General features: G+C 60.6%; 15 protein-coding genes and 1 tRNA gene. 7 read left to right on the top strand and 9 right to left on the bottom strand.

Annotated features, from left to right (window positions below):
* Nucleotides 1-134 precede the first annotated feature (134 nt).
* The gene (gene tal / locus AB5Y53_RS17000) at nt 135-1,085 is read left to right on the top strand and encodes a transaldolase (protein WP_010673859.1); all 951 of its coding nucleotides are present in this window, start codon (nt 135-137) and stop codon (nt 1,083-1,085) included.
* 180 nt (nt 1,086-1,265) lie between these two features.
* Nucleotides 1,266-1,445 (top strand): DUF3545 family protein, encoded by a 180-nt coding sequence (locus AB5Y53_RS16995; RefSeq protein ID WP_010673858.1) that lies wholly within the window; start codon nt 1,266-1,268, stop codon nt 1,443-1,445.
* Between the two features lie 93 nt (nt 1,446-1,538).
* Here AB5Y53_RS16995 and AB5Y53_RS16990 read toward each other — a convergent pair whose 3' ends face one another.
* Together AB5Y53_RS16990 and ung are read right to left on the bottom strand one after the other, a co-directional pair.
* The gene (locus AB5Y53_RS16990; protein WP_041212588.1) at nt 1,539-2,084 is read right to left on the bottom strand and encodes a hemerythrin domain-containing protein; all 546 of its coding nucleotides are present in this window, start codon (nt 2,082-2,084) and stop codon (nt 1,539-1,541) included.
* Between the two features lie 160 nt (nt 2,085-2,244).
* A complete protein-coding gene (gene ung, locus AB5Y53_RS16985) occupies nt 2,245-2,925 on the bottom strand; it encodes a uracil-DNA glycosylase (protein WP_048207174.1) in 681 nt (226 codons plus the stop codon).
* A gap of 608 nt (nt 2,926-3,533) precedes the next feature.
* Here ung and grcA point away from each other — a divergent pair.
* Entirely contained in the window at nt 3,534-3,914 is a 381-nt protein-coding gene (gene grcA / locus AB5Y53_RS16980; protein WP_010673855.1) for an autonomous glycyl radical cofactor GrcA, read from the top strand.
* Between the two features lie 78 nt (nt 3,915-3,992).
* On the opposite strand, the gene AB5Y53_RS16975 is transcribed toward grcA, so the two are convergent.
* The 7 genes from AB5Y53_RS16975 to hemA form a co-directional block, all read right to left on the bottom strand.
* Nucleotides 3,993-5,276 carry a dicarboxylate/amino acid:cation symporter gene (locus tag AB5Y53_RS16975; protein WP_368182646.1) on the bottom strand — a complete coding sequence of 428 codons (1,284 nt, stop codon included), beginning with the start codon at nt 5,274-5,276 and terminating at the stop codon, nt 3,993-3,995.
* 289 nt (nt 5,277-5,565) lie between these two features.
* The gene (kdsA, locus tag AB5Y53_RS16970; protein ID WP_048207171.1) at nt 5,566-6,420 is read right to left on the bottom strand and encodes a 3-deoxy-8-phosphooctulonate synthase; all 855 of its coding nucleotides are present in this window, start codon (nt 6,418-6,420) and stop codon (nt 5,566-5,568) included.
* An 11-nt stretch (nt 6,421-6,431) separates the two neighbouring features.
* A complete protein-coding gene (locus tag AB5Y53_RS16965) occupies nt 6,432-7,232 on the bottom strand; it encodes a SirB1 family protein (protein ID WP_042015581.1) in 801 nt (266 codons plus the stop codon).
* Nucleotides 7,233-7,243: 11 nt separating this feature from the next.
* Complete coding sequence (locus AB5Y53_RS16960; protein WP_039039603.1) at nt 7,244-7,627, bottom strand: SirB2 family protein; 384 nt, start codon at nt 7,625-7,627, stop codon at nt 7,244-7,246.
* Nucleotides 7,628-7,669: 42 nt separating this feature from the next.
* Nucleotides 7,670-8,503, bottom strand: coding sequence for a peptide chain release factor N(5)-glutamine methyltransferase (gene prmC, locus AB5Y53_RS16955; RefSeq protein ID WP_039039602.1), 834 nt, complete (start codon nt 8,501-8,503; stop codon nt 7,670-7,672).
* On the bottom strand, nt 8,503-9,591 hold the full coding sequence (gene prfA, locus AB5Y53_RS16950) for a peptide chain release factor 1 (RefSeq protein ID WP_048207166.1): 1,089 nt from the start codon (nt 9,589-9,591) through the stop codon (nt 8,503-8,505). The genes prmC and prfA overlap by 1 nt, the downstream gene beginning before the upstream one ends.
* Before the next feature lie 50 nt (nt 9,592-9,641).
* Nucleotides 9,642-10,901, bottom strand: a complete 1,260-nt coding sequence (gene hemA, locus AB5Y53_RS16945; RefSeq protein WP_041212583.1) for a glutamyl-tRNA reductase — start codon at nt 10,899-10,901, stop codon at nt 9,642-9,644.
* Between the two features lie 125 nt (nt 10,902-11,026).
* On the opposite strand from hemA, the gene lolB reads away from it, so the two are divergent.
* The 4 genes from lolB (at nt 11,027) to AB5Y53_RS16925 (ending at nt 13,724) form a co-directional block, all read left to right on the top strand.
* Complete coding sequence (gene lolB, locus AB5Y53_RS16940) at nt 11,027-11,605, top strand: lipoprotein insertase outer membrane protein LolB (protein WP_161957696.1); 579 nt, start codon at nt 11,027-11,029, stop codon at nt 11,603-11,605.
* Complete coding sequence (ispE, locus tag AB5Y53_RS16935) at nt 11,605-12,483, top strand: 4-(cytidine 5'-diphospho)-2-C-methyl-D-erythritol kinase (protein ID WP_052814546.1); 879 nt, start codon at nt 11,605-11,607, stop codon at nt 12,481-12,483. Before lolB ends, ispE begins: the two co-directional genes overlap by 1 nt.
* Nucleotides 12,463-12,537 (top strand) — tRNA-Gln (locus AB5Y53_RS16930). Before ispE ends, AB5Y53_RS16930 begins: the two co-directional genes overlap by 21 nt.
* Nucleotides 12,538-12,776: 239 nt before the next feature.
* Complete coding sequence (locus tag AB5Y53_RS16925; protein WP_010673845.1) at nt 12,777-13,724, top strand: ribose-phosphate pyrophosphokinase; 948 nt, start codon at nt 12,777-12,779, stop codon at nt 13,722-13,724.
* Nucleotides 13,725-13,845: the final 121 nt, after the last annotated feature.

The raw sequence follows: 13,845 nt of genomic DNA, 5'->3' as shown, positions 1-13,845 counted from the left end.
AGGCAATGACGATGGGGCCTGCCCATCGCCCCTTTCTGAGCCTGAGCCGCCGGGATCTTGTAATTTAATTTCAGAACTGCCGTCTCATGCCCGCCACCCTGGGATTGCTCCCTCATAAAGAGATGATATTTGCCATGGCCGATAAATTGACCCAGCTGAAAGCCCTGACCACAGTGGTTGCCGATACCGGCGACATCGAAGCCATCAAGCGCTACCAGCCCATCGATGCCACCACCAACCCCTCTCTGGTACTCAAGGCCTCCGAGATCCCCGAGTACGCAGCCCTGATCCAGGACGCCATTGCCTGGGCCAAATCCCAGAGCCAGGACAAGGCACAGCAAATCATCGACGCAGGCGACAAGCTGGCGGTCAACATCGGCCTCGAAGTGCTGAAAATCGTCCCGGGCCGCATCTCCACCGAAGTGGACGCCCGCCTCTCCTTCGACACCGACGCCAGCATCGCCAAGGCCCGCAAGCTGATCCGCCTCTACAACGAAGCCGGTATCAGCAATGATCGCATCCTGATCAAGCTGGCCTCCACCTGGGAAGGGATCCGTGCCGCCGAGGTGCTGGAGAAAGAGGGTATCCAGTGCAACCTGACCCTGCTGTTCTCCTTCGCCCAAGCCCGCGCCTGTGCCGAAGCCGGTGCCTTCCTCATCTCCCCGTTCGTCGGTCGCATCCTCGACTGGTACAAGGCCAAGAACGGCCGTGACTACACCGCCAGTGAAGATCCGGGCGTGGTCTCCGTCACCGCCATCTACAACTACTACAAGCAGCACGACTACCCGACCGTGGTCATGGGCGCGAGCTTCCGCAACACCGGCGAAATACTGGAACTGGCCGGCTGCGACCGCCTGACCATTGGCCCCGCTTTGCTGGAAGAGCTGAGCAAGGCCGAAGGCACCGTGGTGCGCAAGCTGGACTACACCGGCGAGCGCACAGCCAAACCGGCCCCGATGACCGAAGCCGAATTCCGCTGGGAGCTGAACCAGGACGCCATGGCCGTCGAGAAACTGGGGGAAGGCATCCGCCTGTTCGCCATCGACCAGGGCAAGCTGGAAACCATGCTGGCAAGCCACCTGTAAGGCCGCTCGCCACACTGCGCTCACAGAGCGAAGTGGCCCCGCAAAAACCGGGCTCCCGAAAGGGCAGCCCGGTTTTTTTGTGCCTGTTTCCGGTTGTCACAACTTCGTCATAAAAACGTTTTATTTTCAAAGGCGTCGTGTTATACGGATGGTGAAAACCATAAAACCAAGGAGGGAGCCATGGACATGTTCAACTTCGATTTTGACGAGGTCGTTGAGCTGGGTTCACGTAGCCGCGGGACAACGGGAAAAAAACGCAAATGGCGTGAGATTGAGGCGCTTAAAGACAAGCACCGCCTGCAAAAGGAGCTGCAGGCCATCGACATCGCCTATGAAGGATCGGACGACCTGGAGCTCTGATACGCCCACGTCGCCCATGTTTCACTCCAGCGAGTGGAGCCATAAAAACAGCGCCCCGGATTGACCGGGGCGCTGTTTTTATGGGTGATCCTGTCAGGCTGCAGGCAGCGAGAGCTGTTTGGCCAGCGCCTGGAAGTGCTGGCTTACCTCCGCCCCGAACAGGGGATCATTGATGGCCCGGTTCTGCCAGAGCTGTTCGAGATGACGCCAGTCATCCTCGGTCAGGGAGTCGCGCAGATGGGGGAAGATGACCCCTTCCTCATAGTTCATGTGCGCCTCCTGCTGCTCGATGAACTGCTCCAGACGGGCCACGAACTGATCCAGCGGGATGACCGCATCCATCAGGATCATCTCCACCATCTCCTTGAGCTCGGTCCCTGCATCCAGCAGACGGGCGTGCTCCTCGTGCAGCCGGTTGGCCACCTCCCCCTCCACCACCCTGTATTTCAGGTAGTAGTCATAAATCATGTCTTCCTTCGGGTGGTGGTACTTGTCGGATACCTCGCGCAGATAATCCACCACATCCCGCAGCAGGAAGTAGCTTACCGGCTGCTCATTGCGAATGGCCGCCAGCTTTTGCTTGAGCAGCGTCAGCAACCGGGTGATGTTGAGGTGGTCCTTATGCAGACTGGATAACATGGGCACTCCTTGCACTGAAATGAGAAAACGTCTGTCTCGAGTATACGGTCATTTATTGCCTGAACTTTGCACTCAATCAAGTCGGATGCAGACAGCGGCTGCACCAGCCTCTCACCACAGGAGGCACAGGGGACACCATTTCCCCTGTGCATGCACGGCGTCAGGCCGCCGGATCGGCGCAGACCGAGAGCCAGTCGATGGGACTGCGTCCTTGCTGGACCAGCAGGCGATTGGCCTCGGAGAAGTGGCCGCAACCGATGAAACCGCGATGGGCAGAGAGCGGGCTGGGATGGGGGGCGCTCAGCACATGGTGGCGCGACCGGTCGATGAAGCGCCCTTTCTTCTGGGCATGAGCGCCCCACAGCAGGAAGACGACTCCCTGGCAATGGGCATTGATCCGCTCGATGACCCGATCGGTAAAGGTCTCCCACCCCAGGTGGGCGTGAGAGTGCGCCATGCCCGCCTGTACCGTCAGCACGGTATTGAGCAGCAGCACCCCCTGTCTGGCCCAGGACTCCAGAAAGCCGTGATGGGGTGTGACAAAACCCGGCAGATCCCGTTGCATCTCCTTGTAGATGTTGACGAGGGACGGCGGCGTGCGCACTCCGGGCAAGACGGAGAAACAGAGGCCGTGCGCCTGGTCCGGGCCGTGATAGGGATCCTGCCCCAGGATCACCACCTTGACGTCATCCAGCTCGGTCAGTTTGAAGGCATTGAAGACCTCGGTCGCCGGGGGATAGATCACCTTGCCCGCCTCCCGCTCGGCCCTGACGGTGGCCAGGGTGTCCATGAAATACGCCTGCTCTTTCTCCGAACCAATCACATCTTTCCAGGTCAGCACACCCGTCTCCTCTCGTTGTGGATCCACTCCTTCCATCCTGGCTGGCATGCCAGCCTCTCCCCACTCCCCGCCTTCTGTCCAGCTTGGCACCGCTATCTCCTCGGTCAATAGAGCAAGGGGCTCAGGATAGGGTCCTCGCCCCCAAGACGCAACCGCATGGAGGTCAGGCTCAGCCTTGCCAGCCTGGGAAGTGGCGGCAGCGTTCACGGGCAATGACCGGAGCTGCGTCGACACAGGAATAACAGAGCGTCCTTCGGACAGGCCTCATGGGCAGGCCGGTTTTCGCTGACGCCAGAAATAAACCCTAAAGGTGTAGTTAAATTACTAGATATGAATAATAAAAAATGCATAATTCATATATCTTACAAAAACAGAAAAATGATCTGTTTTTGATTCAACTCAATGATTTAATCCCTTTCAATGCGCACAGAATGAGGTTTTATTGATTTGGATCAATTTTTGTAATATTACCGTCGTGGTATATATGGCCCCAACGAAGTAAAGGTGTAAGGCAAGGCCCCGTTAAATCATTCCTTCCAAGAGGTGGTTTAAAAACATCAGGGTAATGTGCTTACCGTTGAATCCGCTTTCCTATGAGGAGTCATACCATGATCAAGGGTATCCAAATCACCCAGTCCGCCAACGCCGCTCTGCTGAACTCTTTCTGGCTGCTGGACGAAGAGAAACAACAGGCTCGCTGCATCTGCGCCAAGGGCGACAGCTTTGCCGCCGATCAGGAAGTCAGCCTCTCCGACCTGGGTCAATTCGAATACCGTGAACTGCCGGTTCAGCAAGAGCCTGTGGTCGAAGGGGGTCAGCACCTGAACGTCAACGTACTGCGCCGCGAAACCCTGGAAGACGCCATCGCCAACCCGGAAAAATACCCGCAACTCACCATCCGCGTCTCCGGTTACGCCGTGCGTTTCAACGCCCTGACCCCGGAGCAGCAGCGTGACGTGGTCACCCGCACCTTCACCCAGAGCCTGTAAGGCGTCCTGCGTAAAGAGATAAAAAACGGCCCCCTCGGGCCGTTTTTTCATGGGTGATGATCGCCGCCGGAACCTGGGTCAGCTACGCAGGTCCACCGGCCTTGCCACCACGGGTTTCGCCAGGGCGTCCTGCATAGTGGCCTCGTCGAGCTGATCGCAGTAACGAGCTACCACCAGGGTCGCCACCCCGTTGCCGATGAGGTTGGTCAGGGCGCGCGCCTCCGACATGAAGCGATCAATCCCGAGGATCAGCGCCAGCCCGGCCAGCGGCAGATGCCCTACCGCCGAGATGGTGGCTGCCAGCACGATGAAGCCACTCCCCGTGACTCCGGCCGCCCCCTTGGAGGAGATAAGCAGCACCACCAGCAGGGTGAGCTGATGGAACAGGTCCAGCGGGGTGTTGGTCGCCTGGGCGATGAAGACGGCTGCCATGGTCAGATAGATGGAGGTGCCGTCCAGGTTGAATGAGTAACCGGTCGGGATCACCAGACCCACCACCGATTTCTTGCAGCCCAGCGCCTCCATTTTCACCAGCATGCGCGGCAATACGGATTCCGACGAGGATGTTCCGAGCACGATCAACAGCTCTTCCCGGATATAGGCAATAAAGCGCACAATGCTGAAGCCATTGGCTTTGGCGATACTGCCGAGCACCAGAAAAATAAACAGCAAGCAGGTCAGATAGAAGCTAGCAATTAATTGCCCCAGCTGAACCAAAGAACCAATACCGTATTTCCCTATGGTGAATGCCATGGCGCCAAATGCCCCGACTGGCGCCAGCTTCATGATCATGTTGATGATGCCGAAAATAACCTGGGAGAAACCATCGATGATATTGAAGATGGGTTTTCCCTTCTCCCCGATATGATGCAGGGAAAATCCGAACAGGACGGCAAACAGCAACACCTGGAGTATATTGCCGCCGGCAAAGGCACCGATGACGCTGGCCGGTATCACATCCAGCAGGAAGGGAATTATCCCCTGGGACTGGGCCTGATCCGCATAGACGGAGATGGCGCTGGCGTCGAGTGAGGAGGGATCCACATTCATACCGGCCCCCGGCTGCAGAACGTTGACCACGCACAGACCGATGATCAGGGCCAGGGTGCTCACCACTTCAAAATAGATCAGCGCAATGGCACCGGTTATGCCCACCGCCTTCATGCTTTCCATGCCGGCAATGCCGGTGACCACGGTACAAAAAATGACGGGGGCGATGATCATCTTGATTAATTTAACGAAGCCATCACCAAGGGGTTTCATATCTGCGCCCAGACTCGGATAGACATGTCCCAGACATATTCCGATGGTGATTGCCAATATCACCTGAAAATAGAGGCTACTGACAATTTTCTTGTGCATGCTCAACGTCCTGTTAATAAGTGTGACTCCACTGACAGCAAATAACGCATGCAGCAGTCTGCGGCGAGAAATAGGGTTATCTCACCCGCTTCATACCTTTTTGCCATCCTGACGGTCGCTACTTTTGCATGTCATAAGAAGCAAATAAGAGACATCAATCACACAACACATTTAACATCATTAACACCACGGAAACATGGTCGCAATGGACGCCGAAGAGCACCAAATGAAAATGACGGAAATAAAAATGCCCCGCATGGCGGGGCATTTTTGATAGTAAAAATCGCGATCAGGCGGAGGTATCGAGGGGCTCGAAGCTCTTGACGAGATCGTCGATGGCCTTCATCTGCTTGAGGAAGCCTTCCAGCTTCTCCAGCGGCAGGGCGCTCGGGCCGTCACAGCGGGCAATTTTCGGATCCGGGTGGGATTCGATAAAGAGACCGGCCAGGCCCACCGCCATGCCGGCACGAGCCAACTCGGTCACCTGCTCGCGGCGACCGCCGGAGGCCGCCCCCAGGGGATCACGGCACTGCAGGGAGTGGGTGACGTCAAAGATGACCGGGTAGCCGCCGGTGCTCTTCTTCATGACGCCCAGACCCAGCATGTCCACCACCAGGTTGTCATAGCCGAAGTTGGCACCGCGCTCGCAGAGGATCAGGCGATCGTTGCCACACTCCTCGAACTTGTCGGTGATGTTCTTCATCTGGCTTGGGCTCAGGAATTGCGGCTTCTTGATATTGATGACGTTGCCGGTGCGGGCCATGGCCTCTACCAGATCGGTCTGGCGCGCCAGGAAGGCGGGCAGCTGGATGACGTCGACCACCTCGGCGACCGGTTTGGCCTGATGGGGCTCATGCAGATCGGAGATCACCGGCATGCCGAAGGTCGCTTTCAGCTCCTGGAAGATCTTCATCCCCTCTTCCAGACCCGGGCCGCGATAGGAGTGGATGGAGGAGCGGTTGGCCTTGTCCCAGCTCGCCTTGAACACGAACGGGATGCCGAGCTTGCTGGTCACTTCCACGTACTTCTCGCACACCGCCATCGCCATGTCGCGGGATTCCAGCACGTTCATGCCGCCGAACAGCACGAAAGGTTTGTCGTTAGCGACGTCGATCTGGTTGACCTTGATATTCTTCTGTTCCATCTCAGGGATCCTTAATGGAGGGGCTTGGGACTGAGGTCCAGGGTGGCCAGCTGGGTTTTCAGCACATCGGCCACGGGATCATCAGGGCATTGTTCAATAAAGTATTCGAAATCGTCGGCGGCAAAGCGCGGGCAATCGAGTTGCTCATAGATGAAGCCCCGATCCCGCGTCTCCAGCGGATCGCCGGGCTTCATGCGCAGCAGCAGCTCGCTGCAGCGCAACGCCTCCGTCATGCGCTCCTCGCGCAGCAGGGCGCCCTTGCTGACATTGAGCAAGCGCTCGATGATCTCCCACTGCCCCGATGGCTGCAGATGATCATCGCTCAGACTCGCCAGGTTGCCGAGGGCACCGCGCAGCAGCAGTTCGATGCGGTGCCGGCTCAGTTCATCACCGTTGAAGGGGTCCACATAGACCTCCCCGTCCAGACCGGCAAAACTCAGGAGGAAATGGCCGGGGAAGCAGATCCCCTCCACATCCAGCCCTATCTTGCGACCCAGCTGGATGAGGAGGATGCCGAGACTGACCGGGATCCCCTTGCGCCTTGCCAGCACCTGGTCCAGATCGCAGTTGGCGGACGAGAAGTAATCCTGCCAGTCGCCACGAAAGCCCAGGGTCTGGTAGAAACCCTGCAACAGCTGACGGCGCACCTCGTCGCAGTCTCCCTCGGCAATCGTCTCGTCCAGCCAGGCATCGAGGAGGGCAAGCTCGGCCTCTCCCGTGCCGCCATGGCCCCGGATCTCGTCGCTCACTGACAGCGCCAGCTCGGCAAGATCGTGAGCCTCGAAGTCGGTCCACTCATCCACACGTATCATCGTCATCCTTCCTAGCCGAACAGGCTGGCCTGCTTTTGCACCGCAAGCTTGGCGATAAAGAAGATCCACCCCAGTGCGCCCAGGAAGGCAAACCAGCGGATGCCGTTGCTGCGGGCCAGACGCAGCGCCATCATGGCCAGAAACGCCACCACCAGGATGGATGTCAGCTTCTCGGCCAGCCAGGGGATGGCGTTGTTGAGGGGGTTGAGACCCAGCACCATGCAGAGCAGCACACCGGAGAGCACCACCAGGCCGTTGAGCCAGCCGCTGATCTTGAGGGTGCGGGCGCCCCCTGCCAGCGCGGAGCCGGTCTGCAACCAGTAAAAGCGCAGGATAAACATCAGCACGGCCCCGGCAATCAGGGTGAGGTGCAGATGCTTGAGAACAACATACATAAGATTTCCTTGAACAGGGGCAGACCGGGCCCGCCCGTCATATCACTGAGCCAGGCGCCCCAGAGTCACCCGCTCGTTATCGCCGTAATCGCGCACGGTTTCCACCTGGACGTAGCCTTGTTGCAGCAGGAGTTGACGCACCGCCTCCCCCTGATCCCAGCCGTGTTCCAGCAACAGCCAGCCACCTGGCACCAGATGGGCGGGCGCCTGGGTGACGATGAGGCGGATATCCGCCAGCCCCTGCTCCTCCGCCACCAGGGCGGAGCGCGGCTCGAAGCGCACGTCCCCCTCGTGAAGATGGGGGTCCGTCCCGTCGATATAGGGCGGGTTGGAGACGATCATCGCAAAGCGCGGTGCATCCGACAGCGGCGCAAACCAGCTGCCGTCGCGCACCTCGATGGGCAACCCCAGGGCTGCGCTGTTGGTGCGGGCCAACGCGGCCGCGGCCGGCATCCTGTCCACCGCCCATACATCGGCATCCGGTCGCTCAGACTTGAGCGCAAGGGCGATGGCACCGGTGCCCGTGCCCAGATCCAGCAGGGCGCAGGGGCCGCCCGGCAGGCGGGCCAGCGCCTGTTCCACCAGCACCTCGGTATCGGGGCGCGGGATCAGGGTGGCCGGGCTCACTTTCAGCGGCAGCGACCAGAACTCCCGCTCACCGATGAGGTGGGCAATGGGCTCACCATTGAGGCGACGGGCAAGCCAGCCCGCCAGGGTTGCCTGCTGGGCGGCATCGAGCTCGTGCTCCGGCCAGGTCATCAGATAGCTGCGCCGACAATCCAGCAGATGACAGAGCAGGGCATCGGCGTCGGCACGGGGGGATTCCCCGGAGGCCAGGGTCGCCATGATATGGGCGCGGGCCTGCTGGATCTGCATCAGTTGCTCTCGGCCAGGGAGGCGAGCTGATCCGCCTGATACTCCTGCACCAGGGGGGTGATCACGCAGTCCAGATCCCCTTCCAGGATGTCGCCCAGACGATAGAGGGTGAGGTTGATCCGGTGCTCGGAGAGACGCCCCTGGGGATAGTTGTAGGTGCGGATGCGCTCGGAGCGATCCCCGGAGCCCACCAGGTTGCGGCGGGTACTCTGCTCGGCGGCGCGGTGGCGTTCGTCCTCGGCCGCCTGCAGGCGGGCGGAGAGCACCGACATCGCCTTGGCGCGGTTCTTGTGCTGGGAGCGCTCGTCCTGGCACTCCACCACCAGCCCGGTGGGCAGGTGGGTGATGCGGATGGCGGAGTCGGTCTTGTTGACGTGCTGGCCGCCGGCACCGGAGGCGCGGAAGGTGTCGATCTTCAGCTCGGAGGGGTTGATCTCCACCTGCTCGGCTTCCGGCACTTCCGGCAGCACGGCCACGGTACAGGCGGAGGTGTGCACCCGGCCCTGGGATTCGGTCTCGGGGACTCGCTGCACCCGGTGGCCGCCGGACTCGAACTTGAGGCGGCCGTAGACGTGCTCACCGTCCACCTTGGCGATCACCTCCTTGTAGCCGCCGTGTTCGCCGTCATTGCAGCTGACGATGGAGACACGCCACCCCTGACGCTCGGCGTAGCGGGAGTACATGCGGAACAGATCCCCCGCGAAAATGGCCGCCTCGTCGCCACCGGCACCGGCGCGGATCTCCAGATAGCAGTTGTTGTCATCCTTGGGGTCGCGCGGCAACAGCATCACCTGAAGCGCCTGCTCCTGCTCCTCGAAGGTCGCCTTGGCGAGCGGCAGTTCCTCTTGCGCCATCTCCCGCAGCTCGGCATCCTCTTCCTCCAGCATCAGCCGGGTGGTCTCGAGGTTCTCTTCGGCCTGGCGGAAACGCTGGAAGGCGTGAACGATATCTTCCAGCTGGGCGTATTCCCGGGTCAGGGCGCGGTATCTGTCCTGATCCGAGGCGACCCCCGGCTCCCCGAGCAGGGCCTGTACTTCTTCATGGCGCTCGATGAGGCCTTCCAGCTTTCTGATCAATGAGGGGTTCATGACTCTTGGATTCTCGATGGAGGACGGGACGGCAAAGGGCCGTCCCAACACTATGATTCTTGTGACAATCCCAGCACCTGACGCAGTTGGGCCAGCTTGTGGCTGTCCCCCTGGGCGGCGGCCTGGCGCAGGGCCTGGGTCGGTGCGTGGATCAGCTTGTTGGTGAGGCGATGGGCCATGGCCTTGAGCGCCTGCTCGGCATTTTCACCCTGTTGCAGGGCCAGCAGGGCCCGCTGCAACTCTTCGTCGGCGACCTGCTGTGACTGATGGCGATAATCGCGAATGAGATCCACCGAGTGCTGGCTGCGATACCAGCCCATGAACTCGTCGCGCTCTTCCTGCACGATGAGTTCCGCCTCGGCGGCCGCCCGCTTGCGGGTCTCCAGGTTCTGCTCGATGATGCCCTGCAGATCGTCCACCGTGTAGAGATAGGCATCGGAGAGCTCGTCCACCTCGGCTTCGATGTCGCGGGGCACGGCGATATCCACCAGGAACATGGGCTTGAAGCGACGCGCCTTGAGCGCCCGCTCCACCATGCCCTTGCCGATGATGGGCAGGGGGCTTGCCGTGGAGCTGATGACGATGTCCGCCTCGTGCAGGTAGTCCGGGATCTCTTCGAGCGTCATTACCTGGGCACCGAACTCCTCTGCCAGCAACTGGGCCCGTTGCAGGGTGCGGTTCGCCACCATCATCCGGGTCACGCTCTGCTCGCGCAGGTGGCGGGCCACCAGTTCGATGGTTTCGCCGGCGCCCACCAGCAGCACCTTGGTCTGGGAGAGATCGGAGAAGATACGGCGGGCCAGGCTCACGGCGGCGAAGGCCACCGACACCGCGCTGGCGCCGATCTCGGTGTCAGTGCGCACCCGTTTGGCTACCGAGAAGGATTTCTGGAACAGGCGCTCCAGGGATCCTTTCACCGCATCCGCCTGCTGGGCGTGGGCGTAGGATTGCTTGATCTGCCCCAGGATCTGCGGCTCCCCGAGCACCAGGGAGTCGAGGCCGCAGGCCACCCGCATCAGGTGTCGCACCGCTTCCTCGTCCTGGTGCCGGTAGATGGCGGAGAGCACCTCGCTCGCCTCCAGCGCGTGGAACCGCTGCAACCAGTTCAGCACCTGCTCCCCCTGCCCCTGCTCCAGGCTGCAATAGAGCTCGGTGCGGTTGCAGGTGGAGACGATCACCGCCTCGCTGACGCCAGGCTGCTCCACCAGCTCACGCAGGGCGCGATCGATGCGGTCCGGGCCAAAGGCGACCCGCTCCCGCAAGGCGACACTGGCGGTGTTGTGGTTGATTCCGAGGGCAAGCAGACTCATGGGTGGGTGATGATCGTTTCATGCACAGGGTGTAGAGGCCGACAATTGTACGAGAAAGGGTAAGTCTTTAAAAGCAATACGGCCGCCCCTTATACTGTCGCAAACCTCATCTGCGGAGCTCCACCTTGTTGTTGCGTATCTTCTCCCTCGCCTGCCTGCTGGTGCTGGCGGGCTGTACCACCACCCAACCCCAGCGGGATCAGGTCAACTGGCAGCAGGAGCGCGCCCGCCTCGAACGCCTCACACACTGGCAGTTGTCGGGCAAGATGGCCATCATCACCGCCCGCCAGAAGGGCAGCGCCCGCCTCAACTGGCAGCAAAACGGCGACGACTATCGCCTCAACCTCACCAGCCTCATCGGCACCCATATTCTGGAGCTCTCCCGCACCGGCGGCGAGGTGACTCTGCTCGACAACGACGGAAAACAGCACCAGAGCCAGGATGCTGAAACCCTGGTCTATCAGCTCACCGGCTGGCACATTCCGGTGGCCGGGCTGCCTGAGTGGATCAAGGGATTGCCGGGGCAGGCCGAATTCGAGCTCAACCCCGATGCCAGCCTCGCCAGCGTGCGCGACGGCCAGTGGCAGATCGTCTACGGGGACTATCGGGATCAGGACGGCTATCGCCTGCCCCACCTGCTCACCATGACCGGGCAGGAGAGCCGTCTCAAGCTGCAGATCAACGAGTGGACCCTGGCACCATGATGCACGACCAGACGCCGATCCGCTGGCCCGCCCCGGCCAAGCTCAACCTCTTCCTGCACGTCAACGGCCGCCGCCCCGATGGCTACCACGAACTGCAGACCCTCTTCATCTTCCTCAACCACGGCGACTGGCTCGAATTCGAGCCGATCCCCGGCAGCGACCAGCTCACCTTGAGCCCGGCCATTCCCGGCGTGCCCGATGAACAGAACCTCATCATCCGGGCTGCGCGACTGTTGCAGAGCCGGTTGGCCAGTCCGCAGGGAGCCCATATCCGGCTGGAGAAGGTACTGCCCATGGGCGGTGGCATCGGGGGCGGCTCGTCGGACGCGGCCACCACCCTCGTGGCCTTGAACCACCTCTGGCAAGCCGGCTTGAGTGAAGACGAGCTGGCCGAGCTCGGCGTACAGCTGGGCGCCGACGTGCCGGTGTTCGTACGGGGCAAGGCCGCCTTCGCCGAAGGCGTGGGGGAGCGGTTGCAACAGATCGAGGTGCCGGATGCCTGGTACCTGGTACTCAAGCCGGATTGCCATGTGGCCACCGCCGCCGTGTTCCAGGATCCCGACCTGCCCCGCAACACCCCCAAGATGACCCTGGACAATCTGCTGGCAGGAGAGTGGAAAAACGATTGCGAGCTGCTGGTGAAAAAGCGCCACCCCGAGGTTGCCAATGCGCTCGGCTGGTTGCTAGAATACGCGCCGTCAAGAATGACGGGCACTGGCGCCTGCGTCTTTGCTCGATTTGAAGACGAAATGGCTGCTCGGAAGGTGTTGGCAAGAGTGCCGGAAGGCTGGGATGGGTTTGTCGCCAAGGGCGAGAACATATCACCACTCTTCGTCACTTTGCAACAAGTGAGTGATTGGGGTATCGCCAAGCGGTAAGGCAGCGGGTTTTGATCTCGCCATTCCTAGGTTCGAATCCTAGTACCCCAGCCAACTCTCTCCTTGTTGAGGCCGTATCGGGAGGTGTTGACCTCGTCGATGTGTCTTGGGCCAATCTGACGCGATAGCGCTCAAGGTGGATTCCCGTCCACCCACCCTGCGGGTGATGAGACGCCATCCTCGACATCGCCCAGAGACCTTGTCCGTCATCTTGCTAAATCGTTTGCCCCCAAACGATACGGGTCTAAAATCAGACTCCCCACATACTGGATGCAACCCCGAGGTTTCAAACCGTGCCTGACATGAAGCTGTTTGCTGGTAACGCAACGCCGGAACTAGCCCAGAAGATCGCAGATCGCCTGTTTATCAAACTCGGCAATGCTGCCGTAGGTCGCTTTAGCGACGGCGAGATCAGCGTACAGATCAACGAGAATGTACGCGGTGGCGATATCTTCATCATTCAATCCACCTGTGCCCCGACCAACGACAATTTGATGGAATTGATCGTCATGGTGGATGCACTGCGTCGTGCTTCAGCTGGCCGTATCACTGCCGTTATCCCCTACTTTGGTTATGCCCGTCAGGACCGCCGCGTCCGCTCCGCCCGTGTGCCCATCACCGCCAAGGTCGTCGCCGACTTCCTCTCCAGCGTGGGTGTGGACCGTGTGCTGACCGTTGACCTGCATGCCGAGCAGATCCAGGGCTTCTTCGACGTCCCCGTCGACAACGTGTTCGGCAGCCCGGTGCTGCTGGAAGACATGAAGGCCAAGAACCTCGAATCCCCCGTGGTCGTGTCACCGGACATCGGTGGCGTGGTCCGTGCCCGTGCCATCGCCAAGCTGCTGGACGACACCGACATCGCCATCATCGACAAGCGTCGTCCCCGTCCGAACGTCTCCCAGGTCATGCACCTGATCGGCGACGTGGCCGGTCGTGACTGCGTCATCGTCGACGACATGATCGACACCGGCGGCACCCTGTGCAAGGCGGCCGAAGCGCTGAAAGAGCGTGGTGCCAAGCGCGTGTTCGCCTATGCGACCCACCCTGTCTTCTCCGGCACCGCCGTTGAAAACATCAAGAATTCGGTCATCGACGAGCTGATCATCACCGACTCCATCCCGCTCACCCCGGAGATGAAGGCCGTCGGCAAGGTCAAGCAGCTGACCCTCTCCTCCGTGCTGGCCGAAGCGATTCGCCGCATCAGCAACGAAGAGTCCATCTCTGCCATGTTCGAGCATTGATAGACCCTGTCGTGACAAAAACCGCCGAATGGCGGTTTTTGTTTTTTTGGGTGCCTGGCGCCAACCGCCAGCCTTCACTCGGCAAGAGACGAAAACCTCGGACGAGCCACCCCACCCGAGC

Source organism: Aeromonas sp. R7-5, from assembly GCF_040908015.1.
GTDB classification, from domain to species: domain Bacteria; phylum Pseudomonadota; class Gammaproteobacteria; order Enterobacterales; family Aeromonadaceae; genus Aeromonas; species Aeromonas caviae.
Note: the sequence above shows the minus strand (reverse complement) of the source record. Positions and strands in the feature narration are given on the sequence as shown.